The organism is Peptoniphilus grossensis, assembly GCF_001940285.1.
Classification (GTDB): domain Bacteria; phylum Bacillota; class Clostridia; order Tissierellales; family Peptoniphilaceae; genus Peptoniphilus_A; species Peptoniphilus_A faecalis.
This window is the reverse complement of record NZ_MJIH01000008.1, coordinates 72,221-87,049: the sequence shown is the minus strand read 5'-3', so window position 1 is coordinate 87,049 and position 14,829 is coordinate 72,221. Positions and strand designations below refer to the sequence as shown.

The window sequence follows — 14,829 nt, the reverse complement described above, 5'->3', positions numbered from 1 at the left end:
AGTAGATGTAAAAACATAATATTATCCTCATTCCCATTGATTACTTCTTATACGAAAATAAAAAACTAGGCGAAAACAGATAAATGTTTTAGTCAAAACAAATTTAGGAGGATACAATATGAAAAAAAATGTAGAATTAAACATTGTTGGAGCAGGTCAAATCTTTCAAATTAGAAAGGCTTTATTTCCTTATATGACAAAAAATAAGGATGAAGAAATTACTATAGGAATGTTGTTAAATACTAACAATATTTCAAGATTTGAAGATCTATCTCCATCAAATTACTTATTTACAGTTTCTAAAGACCAAATTGAAAAATTAGGTATTGAAACTAGAGTTGACCCAATGGAAATTAATGGGGATGAGGTATTTCAACTTGGAACTATTGATGTAATTCCTAATAATGAATCACAACTTAAAGTATTTTTAGAAGAATTATTTGAAAATGCTAAAGTGATAAATGATGAAGTCTACGCTTCAAATTTCGGTACAATTTCTGGAAATAATATTGAAAAGAATTATTTCAAGGCCTGTATAGAAATCGAAGTGGATGACAGTATTTTAACTGATAAGGACATTGATTCCCTAGTTAGCGAAACAGCTAATAGGATTAATTGTGAACTTGAAGAATTAGTTGAAAGATTAGATTTCCTTAGAAATTTGGAAATCAATAATAATGTCATCAAAGGTGTATTTTCAAGTATGAGAGAATATCCAAAAGATAAAGAAATGCTTATTCCTATTAAGCCAGAACTTCCATATAAAGATACTAAAGGCATTTCAGCCTTTGCCCTAGGAACTATTAATCTAGGAAAAAATCTTTACTTAGAAGGCCCTTATGGAGTAGGTAAGAATGTTTTTGCTACAACTTTAGCATGGCTGTATAAAAGACCTTTATATGAATATTCAATTAATGCTCAGTTGTCTAACAATGCCTTAATGGGTTCTCAAACTTTAGACGAAAATGGACAAGTTAAATTTGTACCATCTACTATTATTGAAGCAGCAGAAGTTGGTGGAATCTTAGTATTAGACGAACTTAATATGGGTCGTTCAAATACTTTCTCTTTCTTACACGCTTTATTAGATAATAGACGAAGTGTAGATGTTCCTCAATACAAAAAGGTTAATGCAGTTGATAACTTTGTAGTTATTGCAACTGGTAACCAAGGTTATGCAGGAACTATGGCTCTTAACCAAGCTTTACTTTCAAGATTTTTAACTATTAAAATGAATCACTTCAATAGCATTGAAGATCTATTACCAGTTAAATTGAAATCAAAAGACCTAGATGTATTCCAAAAGCTATATTCAGCTATCTTAAAAGGAATTGAACTAGATACTTTAGAACCAGAAACACTTAGTATTCGTAACTTTAGATTAGCTTCTGAACTAATAGCAGTCCAAGGTTTATCAACTAAAGATGTATTAATGCAAGTAGTAGTAGAAAATATTACTGATGAAACTTGTAGAGAAGAAGTTAAGAGAAGTTTAGGCAATATCATGGTGATTTAAGAGGGGGACAAGATTATGATTGATTTTAAAAATATGACACAGGAAGAAAGAGATGCCTATAACAAGGCAACAAAAATTTGGGAAAAAACTAATGGAAAAGTAAGAGTCGAGATATTAAATACAGCTTTATTTAATATTGATAAACTTGTCATAAATTTTCAAAAGTATGACTCTAGTAATAAGCAAAATGGCTTTATTGCCTATTATATTAATCCAAGCAAAGCTTTAGGATTTTGTAATAAGGTAGTAAATGGCCAGATTTTAAATGCTGCTAAAAAGATGAAGGATCTTAAAGCTAAAAATCCAAATGTAGCTTTACCAGACTTATTTAAAGATATGGGTGGTATGACTCCAGAAAAGGTTATAGCTAGTCAAACTAGTGGGAACAACCTTCTACATGGATTGAATTTCTCTTTACAAAAGGGAGAAGCCCTATCAAGAACTTTAAATATAACAGTTGGTGATAAGGTCTTATTCCTATTAGCTACTCACGCTTGTCCAGGTGTCCAAAATCCTCAAGGGCTTATAGTTCCCAAGAAGGATACTAGACGACTTGATATTTTAATCGGTCTATCTTCTGATGAGTTAATGGAACTTGCAAGTGTAACAAAACCTGTCTTAGAGGCTTACTTTGCTGACAAGTCATATACTATGGCAAAAAAATACTTTATTTAATCATAGGGGCTTTTGCCCCTTACATATTTTATTTTATAGAAAGGAGTATAAATATGGAACAAAAAACCAATTTTTATAGAAGCCTTATATTTAAGCTTATACTTATAACATATTCAATATTCTTAATCATTTTTTCTTTTTATTATTACTTATTCTCACATAGCCTAAAACCCTATGAACTACAAAATCCAAGGGAAAGCTTAACAAGAGAAAGTTCCTATGGAAAATCTAAGAATGGTAAATTTTTAGGAATCTTCGATAGAAAGGGGTCTGATAACCTTGATAATGACCTTAATAATAATAGGAATAATTTTAGCAATAATCCTGAAGCTTCTGATTACGATAACTCTTTGGGCGATAAAGATAATTATTATACTGGTGATTCTAACCAAGATCCTAATGATATAAATGGAGAAAATCCTGACAGTATAGACTTTGGAGGAAGTTTAAGTTTAGAAGGCTCTAATATCAATCAAAATAGAGAAGATGACTTGAAATCAAAGATTGCTCAAGGAAAAGAAGATGCAGGCAAGCTTTATAACAAGGCTGGTATGTCCTTTAAGAACAATAAGGATAAAATCCTAGGCAAAGGTAAGGCTAGTCTTGATTATAAGGCTGATTCAGAAATAGGTAAGAGGTTTAGATATATCAGTCAGGACACTAGAGAAAAGATAGAAGATTATATAGATCTCAAGGCTAACCTATATGCTACTAAGAGTCTTTTAAGAAAAAACCTAAGTATTAAACAAGATGAAGGTATGGATACTAGCCTAGAGCAGGCAGCTCTTAAAATCCTTGAAAATGGTGGCGATGTAGAAGAATTAAAATCCTTGATATATTAAAAACTACCCCAAGTAGATATGCACTTGGGGTTTTTATTTTCCTCTACTACAAAACAAGGGGAAATTGTTAAAGAATAATTTTAGAAATTTTAAGTAGCCTCCTTGTTTTGTTGGTAAATGCACATTTGATAGTCCTAAGATTTTTTGTCAAAGCCCTTGAACGGTGTCTGGACTTATCTACAATATAGTTAGAGTAGAGATGAAGATAGATTAAATCAGGGAGCTTAAATCCCACTATTTAGCAAAGAATTTTAAATTATAGATAATACCTTTGTTCCAACTAGTTAAATTTCAAAACTAGTTTTCTTTAAGTTGTTTACAAAACTATATTGAGAAAGATAGAGGTATATTATGAAAACAAAAATTACTATTATTGGCATAATAGTTACTATTGCAATAGTTATTATGGCATATAGCAACTTCTTTAAAGCTGTAGGCAAGACTACAGATAAATTAGAAAAAGGCATAGATTCACAAATTAGTGAATTAATGAAATATTAATAGGGGTGGTTATTATGAAGAAATTAATAATCACAGACCAAGCTCTAGAAAAAATAATAATGAAGGAAATTGAAAAACTAGAATCTGAAACTCTTAATCCAAGAAAGAAGGATAGTATCCTCTTAGAAAGAGTTGCAGGAGCCTTAGAAGATAAGTATAAAGGCGACTTAGAAAAGGCTTTAGAAAAATTTGATTGTCCTACTACTAAGATTCTTATGGAGTATATCGAAGTAACAAAACCTGTTTATTTCAATCAACAAAAGAATAAAAGAGTAGAGAATCCCCAACCTTCAACCCTTATCCATCAAAGAAAACCCCTAATGACTAAAGAAGAAAAAAAGGAATACAAAAGACATTGTTTAGAAGAAAATCCTTTGTTTGCAAGCGTGGCAGGTAGGGATAAGGTAGTAGTTATTGACGATTTTACTGATAAGTATGCAAGTAGGGGAGTTAATATCATACCTATTAAAAATGGTGTTCAATATACTCTACCACCAGAAGTATTAGCTGAATATCTAGCAAATAAAAAGTTCGTACCTAGAAGGGCAGACGGAGTATTTAAAGACGCTATAATCCCAGAAGATTTTGAAAAAATTGGAAAAGGTGACTATATAGTTAAAGAATTAAAAGCCAAGAGAAATTCTGTAGGGTGATTATATGAAAAAAGAAGAAATTTTAAAAAGACTAGATGAAAAAGACATAGCAATTCTGCACTCTATATATACTTTGAGATGTTTAACCTTTAATCAGATTTTTGCCTTACACTTTGAAGATGGTGACAAGTATAAAAAACCTGAAAGGCAATGCTCTAGGAAATTAAATGATTTTATATCCTATGAAATATTAGAAAAGAATGATGAGGGTAGGTTTGAAATCTATCAGTTAACAACCCTAGGCGTTAACCTAGTTAGGTCAACCCAAAAATTACCCCCAAATATCTTTGATATAGAAAATCGAGTTGTTAAAAGAGGATATTTCAGAGCCTACGAACTAAAAATCCAGCCAAGGTTTGTCAATCATCAGATCCACCTCAATCAATTCCTAATTGATTTTATAGAAATGAATAAGGAATTGGGTTTGAAGTTTCGGTATTATGACGAAAAGTTTACTTCAAAGTATGTAAATATAAGACCTGATGGAATTATATCAACACCAGAAATTGACTTCTTCCTTGAAGAAGATATGTCTACAGAAAGTTTAAAACAATTAGATGAAAAGTTTAGAAATTATTGGAATTTTATTAATTCAAGTGAATACAAGTTTAAGGATAAAAAGATTATAATGCTCTTTATTTGTGATAATACTAATATTCCCCAAACTCGTATTGACCTAGTTAACTTGTCTATATCCAATAATCTCTTAGATAAAATAGATGAAACCTTTGACATTTATGTCAACACCAGAGAAAATCTTCTCCAAATCATGCGTGAACTCTTAACAAGACCTAATGAATACAAAGACAAGATAATAAATGTCTTAGAGTATCGAGGTTTTAGGGTAACCAAGGGAGAATTATTAAGACCTCTCTTTAATGATTATCACTTTGATATTTATGCAAGGTTAATAGAAGAAAAGTCGGGAGAAGTCCTTAGAAAAGATGGAAGATTACAGGAATTTATCTTTGACGGATATAATAACAGACCTTTTTACACCTTGAGTAAGATAGTCTATTTATCCAAGGCAAACATAGCCTACAAGGAAAAGTTAGGTAGGGAGATTTTATATATTATTTGCTTAAAAGATGAAAGAGAGTTGTTAGACTTAATCCACGATTTAAAAGTTATAAATGGTTTAGGTATGTCAAATGTTTATTACACTTGCCTAAGCAGGTTAAGGGATTTACCCTTTAATGAAGCTATATTCTATGTATCTGCGACAGGTGCAATTCAGAATTTTACTGACTTTGCCTTTAGCAAAAGGCAATTTCTAACAAGTATAGATGAGCTTGAAGAAGCTTTAGGAGGTATAAAGTGAAGGATATTAACAAATCTTTAGAATTTATTGAATATCACATAGCCCTAACTAAAAGTTCAGGAGGCTGGTGTACCTTTAAAGATCTTATGAATTATGAAGGTTTAGATAAGGAAGATAAAAATACTATAAAAAGGGTTACTAGAAGATATAGGGCAGATAAAAAGACTATTCTTATTAGACCCCTTCAAAACACTAAGACAAACCAAGCTTGTTACTTAGCCCTATTCTTAGGAAGAAATGATTTAATAAATTTATTAATCATAGATAATGGATATTTTGACAATGTTCTTGATGTTGAAATAAATACATCTGAACAAGTTGATTATCTTCAAGAAAGATTATTTCTCTTATATGAACTTGCTAGTAATTCTATTACTGGAGAAATAGTAAGTGAGGTTGTTAGTTATAGGGTAGGGTTTTTCGACAAACTAAAATCTTCACTAAACTTAAAAACTATTGGAATGAGCTTTGGTATTGCCAGTCTTATCCTTGTACTAGGTGTAAATATAATGGCTGGTGCTGAAACTAAGAGCCTAAATGAACTTCCTAAAATCTCTTATCAAGAATTTCAAAAGAAGGTTAAGGATAATGAAGTTAAACAGTTGGGTTATATGGATCAAGAATTAGTAGTCAATGGAGCTTATCGTACTGAGAACCCTGGTTATGAAAACTTTAGAAAAGAGATGTTAGAAAAGGATATTTCCTTTAATCAAGTCCAAACTAAAAAAGAACTAGCAGGTCAAATGAACAAATTCTTTGGAAACCTTCTAATTGTTCTTGCACCACTTTGTATCTTTTATTACATCTTCTCTAAGATGACAATGCCAGTTATGGGTAAAGGAAATGAAGGCTCAAATAAAGACCAATTAACCCCAGTAAAATCCAGCATAAAATTCTCTGATATAGCAGGAAACAAGGAATCCTTAACTGAAATTAAAAACTTAGTAAACTTTTTGAAAAATCCTAAAGAATATGAAGAAATGGGAGCTAAAATGCCAAAGGGCTACTTGTTATACGGCCCTCCTGGAACTGGCAAAACTTTAATGGCTAAGGCTATTGCTGGGGAATCTGGGGTTCCTATGATAAGTATGAATGGTTCTAGCTTTATCAATACCTATGTAGGTGTTGGAGCTAGTAAGGTAAGACAACTCTTTGCAGCTGCTAGAAAAAATGCTCCTTGTATTATCTTTATAGATGAAATTGACGCTATTGCAGGAAATAGAAACAATCAAAATGGAACAAGTGAACATCTTCAAACTCTTAATGCCCTACTAGCAGAAATGGATGGTTTATCTGGAAATACGGCTAACAAAAATGGAGATGGAGTAGTAATCTTAGGTGCTACTAACTTGTTAGAATCTATGGATCCAGCCCTTTTAAGAGGTGGAAGATTCGACCGTCAAATCGCTTTATCACTACCAGATGAAGATGATAGATTAAAAATGCTACAACTTCACTTCAAGAACAAGACACTAGATTCTGATATTAACCTAGAAAATATAGCAGGAGAAACTATAGGTTTTTCTGGAGCTGATATTGCTTCTTTTGCAAACCACGCAGCTATCCTAGCTGTTAATCACGGAAATAAGGTAATTACTAGAAAAGATATAGACCAAGCCCTACTTGAAATTATTACAAAGGGTCATGAACAAGTTGATAAGGAACAATTAGAAGAAACTAGAAGAATTACTGCTTACCACGAAGCTGGACACGCTGTCTTGAGCTTATTAATGGCAGGCAAGAGGGTACCAAAGGTTACTATAATTCCGAGTACATCAGGGTATGGTGGGGTTACCTTCTCACTACCAAAAGAAGGCACATATACATCTAAGAAAGACTTAGAAAATGATATTTGTGTGATGTATGGAGGCAGAGCAGGCGAACAATTCCTATTAAAAGACCTGGAAAGGATTACAATAGGTGCAAGTTCGGATATACAACAAGCTACAAATATTATTAATAACTACCTAACAAGATATGGCTTCTCTGAATATGGTATGTATAATCTTGATCCAAGCCTAGATAGGGAAGAAATCCTTAAAGAAGCAAAGAAAATGTCTGAAAGGCTTTATAATGAGGCATATAACTTTATTCTGGAACATCAAGACATATATGTAGAAATTGCAGAATCTCTATTGAAAAAAGAAAGCCTAAATGCTGATGAGCTAAGCAGAATCGTTGCAAAACACTTAATTGAAAATAATGAAAAAGCTCTAGCTTAATATATAGTGAAGATGTGCTAAGCCTTGGCTTAGCACTTTCTTGTTTAACTATTAAATAATAGATAGATATTTTAATACACTTGTATTTAAAACAGAAGGGGCAAATATGAGTATCAGGCTAAAACCAGAATCTGTGAGTTATCCATATTTTATTTTTTTTGTTATCTATAATAAAAATACTAGAACATGGCATAGTGGTGGTATGAAAAAATTTGTTAGTAGTAGACATATAGCTGGGGCTAAAACATATCAATCCTATGACTATGCAGAAAAGGTTGTGAAAAATATTTGTGAAGAACAAGATATTAACAACTTTGCTATTATAAGGTACACGGCAAGAGCGACAGAAGCCATAACCCCAAAAGAAGAAAGCTTTTAACAATATCTAAATGTCATTTATAGGTTGTATTAAAGATTTAATCTATTTTTGGCATTATATTTTACAAACAACTACTAGAAAGCAGGTATAGAAAAGTCAGTTATAAAGACTTGGCATAAGACTATACCTGCTTTCTTAGTATATGCAATATATTTTTTAGATTTACTTAGATTACCCATAACAGTACGAATAAAATAAGTTGTAAACAATTTAAAGAAATGGGGCAAACAAATGAAAAAGAATATTTTTAAAGTAAGTAACAATTATTTAGACTGGACTGAAGATGACATAGATAGGGCTTGGAAGTATCTAGTTGATATGTTTAATGAGCTACTAGACAATGAAGGTCGTTGTAGTGAAGAAGAAGCTGTTATTTTAGAAGCTGTGTGTGACTATGTTTCTGTGAATGATCCTAAGCTTGTTTATCTATATTTAAGAAGTCCAGACACAAATGCTTTAATCGAAGAATCAATTAAGATGTTTAATGAATTTGATTTAGTTATTTAAAAGCATTATTAGAGCCTTATGGCTCTATACATAGTTAGAAAATTACTATGTCAAAAATTTATTTGAATTTTTGAGTATTAAGAAAGGGGAAAGAGCCATGCTAAATAAATCAAAAGTGTCCAACAAGTTTGGAGTATTAATGTTAATGTTTGTTATGTTCTTATCATTTTTTGCAACTCCAGACTTCTCTGAAAATGTTCAGATGCCAGTTGCTCCAATCGTTCAAACAGTAAAGGCTTCCAATACTAAAAATATTTGGGAAAACTTTGATGTTACTTACGATGGAAATGGTAAAAACATTAATGTGGCAACTAAACAACAAGGTGGAGCTTGGAATACTGTTATAACTAAGTACAAGAATTTTATAACTGGTGTTTCTGCCCTAGCTGCTATCACTTGCGTGGTAATTTTCATTGTAAAATTACTTCAATTAGTAGGTTCAGCTTCTAACCCAGCTGAAAGATCTAAACTTCTTGTTGGTCTTGTTTGGTCAGGAATTGGAGCTGCTTGTTTAGGTGCTGTTGGTGTCTTTGTTGGAGTATTTTACAACGCTATCTAATAAAGATTCCAAAACCCAGAAAAGAGTATGCCTCTTTTCTTTTGTATAAGCCTCTTATGTAAAAGTAAGAGGCTATTTTATTTTTGCGTAAAATAGGAAAGGATTTTCGTAAAATAGCTAGGGCAAAACGTAAAATAGCTACAAGCCTTGCAAACACTAGGCTGAAATTCTTAAAAAATTTATTACATAAAATTTGAAGAAAAAATCATACTTTTAAAAAAGACTTAAAAAACGCTAAGACTGATTTTAGAAAAATCATAAGAAAAACTTTTCATTAAAAATAGCCCCTAAGTATAGAGGCTAGACGAGGATATTATTTATTATTTTGAGATTCCTTTTGTGAATCTACTTTCTTTTTTATGTCAGGGAGGTGTTTAATTATAAGCTTTTGAAGTTCTTCTTGGTAATCTTCCATGTCCTTTGGAAGTGAAAATAATATTGTATTAGGCTCATTATTTGCTATGGAGAGATTTTTAGTAAACTTAATCTCATCACTTGTATTTCCAGAAGATTCTGTTTTGAAGAAGTTTTCTATATCCTTGCTCGGATCCTCCTTGGACTTCCTATAGTTTTTAGGATACTTTTTAAAGAATTTTGTTATATAGTAAGTATCTTTTTTACTATTTATAGCTTGTTCTTTTTTAAAGTCAGTAAGTTCTTTTATAAACAATTCCTGGTACTTATCTTGGAAACGTGTCAACTTATAAAAGAAAGTCCTATTAAACTTTTCAGACTTGTATAAAGACTTACTAAGGTCTGATAAGTGGTCATAAAGAGCCTTTTCTTCGATGACTTTAGTTTTTGATAAACCAAGATATTCAGCAGTTTTATCAGTAATGTCAAAATCATCTATATTAGGATTCTTTTTTAAGTTATTTAAAGTAGCTTGGTACAAGCCTACAATTTCAAATAACTCAATACTTAAAGACTTCCTTTGATGATAGTTGGCATCTACGATCATTAATTTTAACTGGTTGAGGTTTGTTATATCATCAAAAGATAAAATTTTAGAAGGTATTTTCTCATATTTTGATTCTTTGTCTTTATCTTTACCCTTGTAATCATTATAGAGTTCACAATAACAATCATATCTATTAGCACCAGAAACTATTAAATATGAATCTAAAATAATTTTATCTTTGTGAGTCTTATTGTATTCTTCAATTTCCTTGTAAATAGGAGCTGTCTTATCAATATTCTTTAAATCCCACAGGATTATAGGGTTGATAAGTCCAATATCTGTATTGTCAATATTGTCTTTAAGGGCTGTTTTCTCCTTGTCATTTAACTCCCTAAAGAAGTTAATATCTTTAGGAGATTTTTGAATTTCTGATAAGGAAATCTTAACTGGACTTGCTTGATTTGAAGATTCTGTTTTAACTGTATTAACTGTTGGATCTTCTTCTTTTGGAGTTTCAGGCTCTTTATTTAAGATTGAGTTAAATAAATTGTCGATATTAGCCTTGTTATTTCCAGACAAGTTCATTTTTCTAGGTTTTTTGCTCAATTAAATAACCTCCTTAGCAAGTTTTCTAAATTCCTTACTCATAGTATGTTTCTTATCATATTGAGAAATAGGTTCTCTATCCATTTTTGCGTATTTTGCAACAACAGACCTATGGATAACAGTATCTAAAATCATACTTTCGTGGAACATATCTATAATAGTATTTCTTGTGTATTCAATAACAGATTCTTGCTTAGCAATATTATTAAAAAGTATCTTATTTCTAGTAGCAAAGGAGTAAATAACAGATTCTTGAGTAATTTCACCCTTAGCCCAGATAGGATAGCTTTTAATATATTGACCTAGAAGGGTTTGAAGGGTATCAACAGCATTAATATCCCCATCTATAATTATTAAGTTTAAGTCAGTATTTTGTATAAGAGCTAAGTTTAACTCTGAAATAGTAGGGTTAGTATCTATTAAAACATAGTCATAATCAGACTTATGTAGCATATCAAAGAATTTAGGAATAAAATCCTTATCTTCTGCCATAAAGTTTCGTTCATTTCTAAGAAAATATAAATCAGAAGAACCTTGGATAATATCTATATTTTTATAAGATGTTTCATAAATATAATAATCCAACTTAGGATCTTCTTCAGTAAATAAATCAAAAATATTTTTAAGAGCAATTACTTGGTCATCCTTATACTGAATATTACTTGTTAAATTTAGTTGTCCGTCTGTATCTATGAACAAAACCTTTTTCTTTAAAAGGGAGAGTTCGTAACCAATATTCAATAAAACGGTTGTTTTACCAACGCCACCTTTAGGCATAACATTTGTAATTATTTTACTCATTTTCTCACCTCGATATTATTATCTCAAATTTCATCGGAAAAATAAAGAGGAAAACATCGAAATGCGATAAGATAAGAAGCAAGTACCAAGAAAAAAGAAGGCAAAAAGCCTTAGAAAACCTTAATTAAGGGTGGGTAAATCCTTTTTTCCAGTAGATGCCTCTAGTTGACTCTTGTCTAGGTGATGCTATAATTACACTACAAAATGAAGTAAAGAAAATAAAATTATAGATAATAAATTAACTTTTAGCTAAGAAAAATTAATTAGAGATAAAAAACTTAGAGCGTGAATATAGCAACCTTATTTTATTGACGAAGAAAGGAAGTTTTTTATGAAAATTAATGAAGGATTAAAAAGAAAGTTGTTAATCGGTGGGCTAGGAGTATTAGGAATAGCCTTGTTAATAGGCTTATTTTTTATTGTGTCATCTTTTTTATCTAAGAACAAAGAAGAAACAACTAATGAAAATCCTGTAACCTATGACCTTATGACTTACAATCCAGAGAAAAGAATCTTAAAAGTTAACGACAAAAAATTAAAATTAGGAAAATCAGAAAAAGTAATTTCTAAAAGAGGAAATGTCTATGTCTATGATGAAGGCACAAAGACCTTATCCTTAATCAACGAAAACCTTGAAAAATCCGAATTAGGTATTCTTGATGATGAGCCAGTTTTGGCAGACAGAAATCAAGATAAAGTCGTTGTTAAAACAAAGCAAAATACAATCTTCTCCTTTGGATTTGAAAGCAGTAATAATATTGCTGAAAAATTAAAGGGAGTGGGAGTTAAAGATTTTGCTATCGACAAAGACGATGTATTTTATATCGAAGAAGATAAGGGCAAGACTGTCCTATCATCTACTAACTCATCTACCCTTCAAAGAATCCCAAATCTCTCCAGCATATCTATTCTAGGGGATAAGGTGCTTGTTTCTAGTGGGTATGGAATGAAGGGCAACCAAACTATAGCCATTTTAAATAAAAGTCTTAGAGGACTAGATCTCCTATCTTTCAAAGCAGATGAACTTGAACTTGTTAATAGTAATGCAGACAGGGCTTGCTTTAAAGATGGTAAGAATCTCCAAATATTTGACATTAGAACAAACAAGATGATTTCTTTAAACAATGTTGGCGACATGGAAAATAACGCTATATCTTTAGACCAAAATCTAGTTTACACAATCAAAGATGACAAGTTATACATCAGAGATTTAAAAACAGCAGAAATCAAAGAAACTAGAGATGTAGAAGCAGGCTCTGTAATTGTTCAAGTTAGATAAGGGAGATTCTGATATGAATAAAGATTATTTAGATAAACTGATTTTAGATTTTGAAGAAGATGTTAGCAATTTAGCTTTAGGTAAAAAAGCCAATAAGGAAGGTTTTATTGGCTTTACCGAACTTGAAAAGCACCTATTTAGGCTTATTTATGCAGACCCTTCTGTAATGAAGGTATATTCCTATTATGAATATAAAAAAATGCAAAGAACTAGCGATTATGATGTAGACGAACTCCTTTATAAACCTAATGATGAATATGACATAACTAGGGAAGAAGAAATCAATTATATCCTTGATGTTATGAAGGAAATCCTTCTAACTTATAGATTATCTGATGAAACTAAATTAGCCTACAAGGATCCTGAAAAATATATCCTAGAAGTTTACAACAAGAATAACCCTTATCCAGTAGCTAAAGAGAATATTAAAAGTAACTATGCTTGTTATTCAGATTCTTTTATTGCTTATTTTGCAAAAAATATCAATGGAGAGTTTTCTTCTCCTATTAGTCTAAGTTCCCCTGAACCAGAAAAGAGAATAGAGGCTTACGAAATACTTGAAGCTGCTATTGAAAAGAGTTTAGGTCAGTTTAATAAGAGAGTTTATATAGAAAAGAATAAGAGGTCTTTCCTAGACGCTTATATTCTTCATCCTGCCCTTTATATAGATTTCAGAAGATATATTTCTTCTATTATAAAGTATAGAAGATCTGACTATATTAGAGAAATGTTTAAAGCTAATGAGTGTTCAGGTCTTAACCAAAAATTTACCTTCACCTCCCTAGAAGAAGCTGGTATGACATATAATGCCAATAGTAATGATAGTGGGGAAGGTAAAACTCTAGGTGAACTTGTCTTTAACGCAGACATATCTAGCGACCCTGAAAGCCAAGTTTTGTTTAAAGAATATCAAAATATTTCTAAAAACGAATATCTCCCAGATAAAATTTATGATGAATTAGTCGACCTTATATTTAATAAGGAAAGTCTAAATATCGTTCATTATTATGGAGTCCTTGCTTATTATATGGCTTATGGCTATGTAAAGGAAAAGGGGCTGGATGGGAATACGGTATATGGTAGGGTTTTGAAATACTATATAGACAGCCTTGAAAAATCAATAGATAACTTAGCTTATTATGTAAATAACAATTTTGAATCTGAATACATTTCAGAAGAAATTGACAAGTTACAAAGATGTATGCTCCTAAATATTAGACAAAGTGAAGTAGGAGAAAGCCTTGGAAAAAATCAACCTGTTATCTCAAGAGCAGTAAGTGAAATTAAGAGAATTTTAATGTATCTCAAGGCAAATAAATTAATTGATTTCAATTTTGAAGAACTTGTTTATAACATTAGTGCCGATAGGGCAATTAATCAAACTATTGCAACAGATAGAGAATATAACCAATTTGTAAGAAGAAATAAGGAACTTGTTGAAAATGTAATTGACATTGATCCTGAATCTATCTTACTACTAAATAAAAAGGGAGAAGTAGTTGCTAGGGCAGAAAGCCTAGATGATGAAACTTCAAGAATTAGAAGTCTTAAAATTCCTAAAAGAGATGAGGAATATTGCCTAGCTTGTGATTTTGCAATTATAAAAAGCGAAAAAACAATAGGTAAGGAAGTTTATCAACTATGTAAAGAAAGTGGTTTAGACATACCTCAAGAAATCTTTACTAGAGATAATATAAACACTAAAACAACATATCCTGCTATTTACTTTGAGGATTTAGAAAAAGGCTTATTTAAAGAACCTAACCTAGGTATAGCAGAAAAATATATTACAGCCAATAAAAAGTATGCTGGAGAAGAAAACTGTGACTTTGGTCAAACTCAAATTAGAAGTGAGTTTTTTAATCCAAAGGCTATGACAAATAATCATACTGTATTAGAACTTAGAATCCCAACTAATTTTAGAAAATATTATAATGCAAAATTGCCTGAATATTACAACCAAGCTGGTCAAATTGCCCTAGCAGTTGAATTTCAATAATCACAAGTGAATATCCCATTTTAAAGCCTTCTTTGATATTTCTTAAATTAAGAGAGATTACCAAAAGT

14 protein-coding genes are annotated in these 14,829 nt (G+C 31.0%); 12 read left to right on the top strand and 2 right to left on the bottom strand.

Translation table 11 applies throughout. The annotated features are described in order from the left end of the window. The first annotated feature begins 118 nt into the window (after window positions 1-118). The 10 genes from BIV18_RS10060 to BIV18_RS10020 all read left to right on the top strand — a co-directional run bounded on the left by BIV18_RS10060 (window position 119) and on the right by BIV18_RS10020 (window position 9,175). Complete coding sequence (locus BIV18_RS10060) at window positions 119-1,516, top strand: AAA family ATPase (protein ID WP_075660491.1); 1,398 nt, start codon at window positions 119-121, stop codon at window positions 1,514-1,516. Between the two features lie 15 nt (window positions 1,517-1,531). Further along, window positions 1,532-2,191, top strand: coding sequence for a hypothetical protein (locus tag BIV18_RS10055; RefSeq protein WP_075660490.1), 660 nt, complete (start codon window positions 1,532-1,534; stop codon window positions 2,189-2,191). Between the two features lie 53 nt (window positions 2,192-2,244). Then, a complete protein-coding gene (locus BIV18_RS10050; protein WP_075660489.1) occupies window positions 2,245-3,033 on the top strand; it encodes a hypothetical protein in 789 nt (262 codons plus the stop codon). Window positions 3,034-3,384: 351 nt separating this feature from the next. Beyond that, window positions 3,385-3,534 carry a hypothetical protein gene (locus BIV18_RS10720; RefSeq protein WP_178385805.1) on the top strand — a complete coding sequence of 50 codons (150 nt, stop codon included), beginning with the start codon at window positions 3,385-3,387 and terminating at the stop codon, window positions 3,532-3,534. 14 nt (window positions 3,535-3,548) lie between these two features. Further along, entirely contained in the window at window positions 3,549-4,187 is a 639-nt protein-coding gene (locus BIV18_RS10045) for a hypothetical protein (RefSeq protein ID WP_075660488.1), read from the top strand. Window positions 4,188-4,191: 4 nt separating this feature from the next. Continuing rightward, window positions 4,192-5,508, top strand: coding sequence for a replication-relaxation family protein (locus BIV18_RS10040; protein ID WP_075660487.1), 1,317 nt, complete (start codon window positions 4,192-4,194; stop codon window positions 5,506-5,508). Further along, window positions 5,505-7,730, top strand: coding sequence for an ATP-dependent metallopeptidase FtsH/Yme1/Tma family protein (locus tag BIV18_RS10035; RefSeq protein WP_083635599.1), 2,226 nt, complete (start codon window positions 5,505-5,507; stop codon window positions 7,728-7,730). Before BIV18_RS10040 ends, BIV18_RS10035 begins: the two co-directional genes overlap by 4 nt. Before the next feature lie 106 nt (window positions 7,731-7,836). After that, on the top strand, window positions 7,837-8,109 hold the full coding sequence (locus tag BIV18_RS10030; protein ID WP_075660486.1) for a hypothetical protein: 273 nt from the start codon (window positions 7,837-7,839) through the stop codon (window positions 8,107-8,109). Window positions 8,110-8,340: 231 nt separating this feature from the next. Next, window positions 8,341-8,616: a hypothetical protein gene (locus BIV18_RS10025; RefSeq protein WP_075660485.1), complete on the top strand. Its 276-nt coding sequence runs from the start codon at window positions 8,341-8,343 to the stop codon at window positions 8,614-8,616. Between the two features lie 97 nt (window positions 8,617-8,713). Continuing rightward, on the top strand, window positions 8,714-9,175 hold the full coding sequence (locus BIV18_RS10020; protein ID WP_075660484.1) for a hypothetical protein: 462 nt from the start codon (window positions 8,714-8,716) through the stop codon (window positions 9,173-9,175). Between the two features lie 313 nt (window positions 9,176-9,488). On the opposite strand, the gene BIV18_RS10015 is transcribed toward BIV18_RS10020, so the two are convergent. Both BIV18_RS10015 and BIV18_RS10010 read right to left on the bottom strand, forming a co-directional pair. Continuing rightward, window positions 9,489-10,682, bottom strand: coding sequence for a hypothetical protein (locus tag BIV18_RS10015; protein WP_075660483.1), 1,194 nt, complete (start codon window positions 10,680-10,682; stop codon window positions 9,489-9,491). Next, window positions 10,683-11,483 (bottom strand): ParA family protein, encoded by an 801-nt coding sequence (locus BIV18_RS10010; protein ID WP_075660482.1) that lies wholly within the window; start codon window positions 11,481-11,483, stop codon window positions 10,683-10,685. A 331-nt stretch (window positions 11,484-11,814) separates the two neighbouring features. On the opposite strand from BIV18_RS10010, the gene BIV18_RS10005 reads away from it, so the two are divergent. Together BIV18_RS10005 and BIV18_RS10000 are read left to right on the top strand one after the other, a co-directional pair. Continuing rightward, a complete protein-coding gene (locus BIV18_RS10005) occupies window positions 11,815-12,762 on the top strand; it encodes a hypothetical protein (RefSeq protein WP_075660481.1) in 948 nt (315 codons plus the stop codon). A 13-nt stretch (window positions 12,763-12,775) separates the two neighbouring features. Beyond that, on the top strand, window positions 12,776-14,761 hold the full coding sequence (locus tag BIV18_RS10000) for a hypothetical protein (RefSeq protein ID WP_144015238.1): 1,986 nt from the start codon (window positions 12,776-12,778) through the stop codon (window positions 14,759-14,761). Window positions 14,762-14,829: the final 68 nt, after the last annotated feature.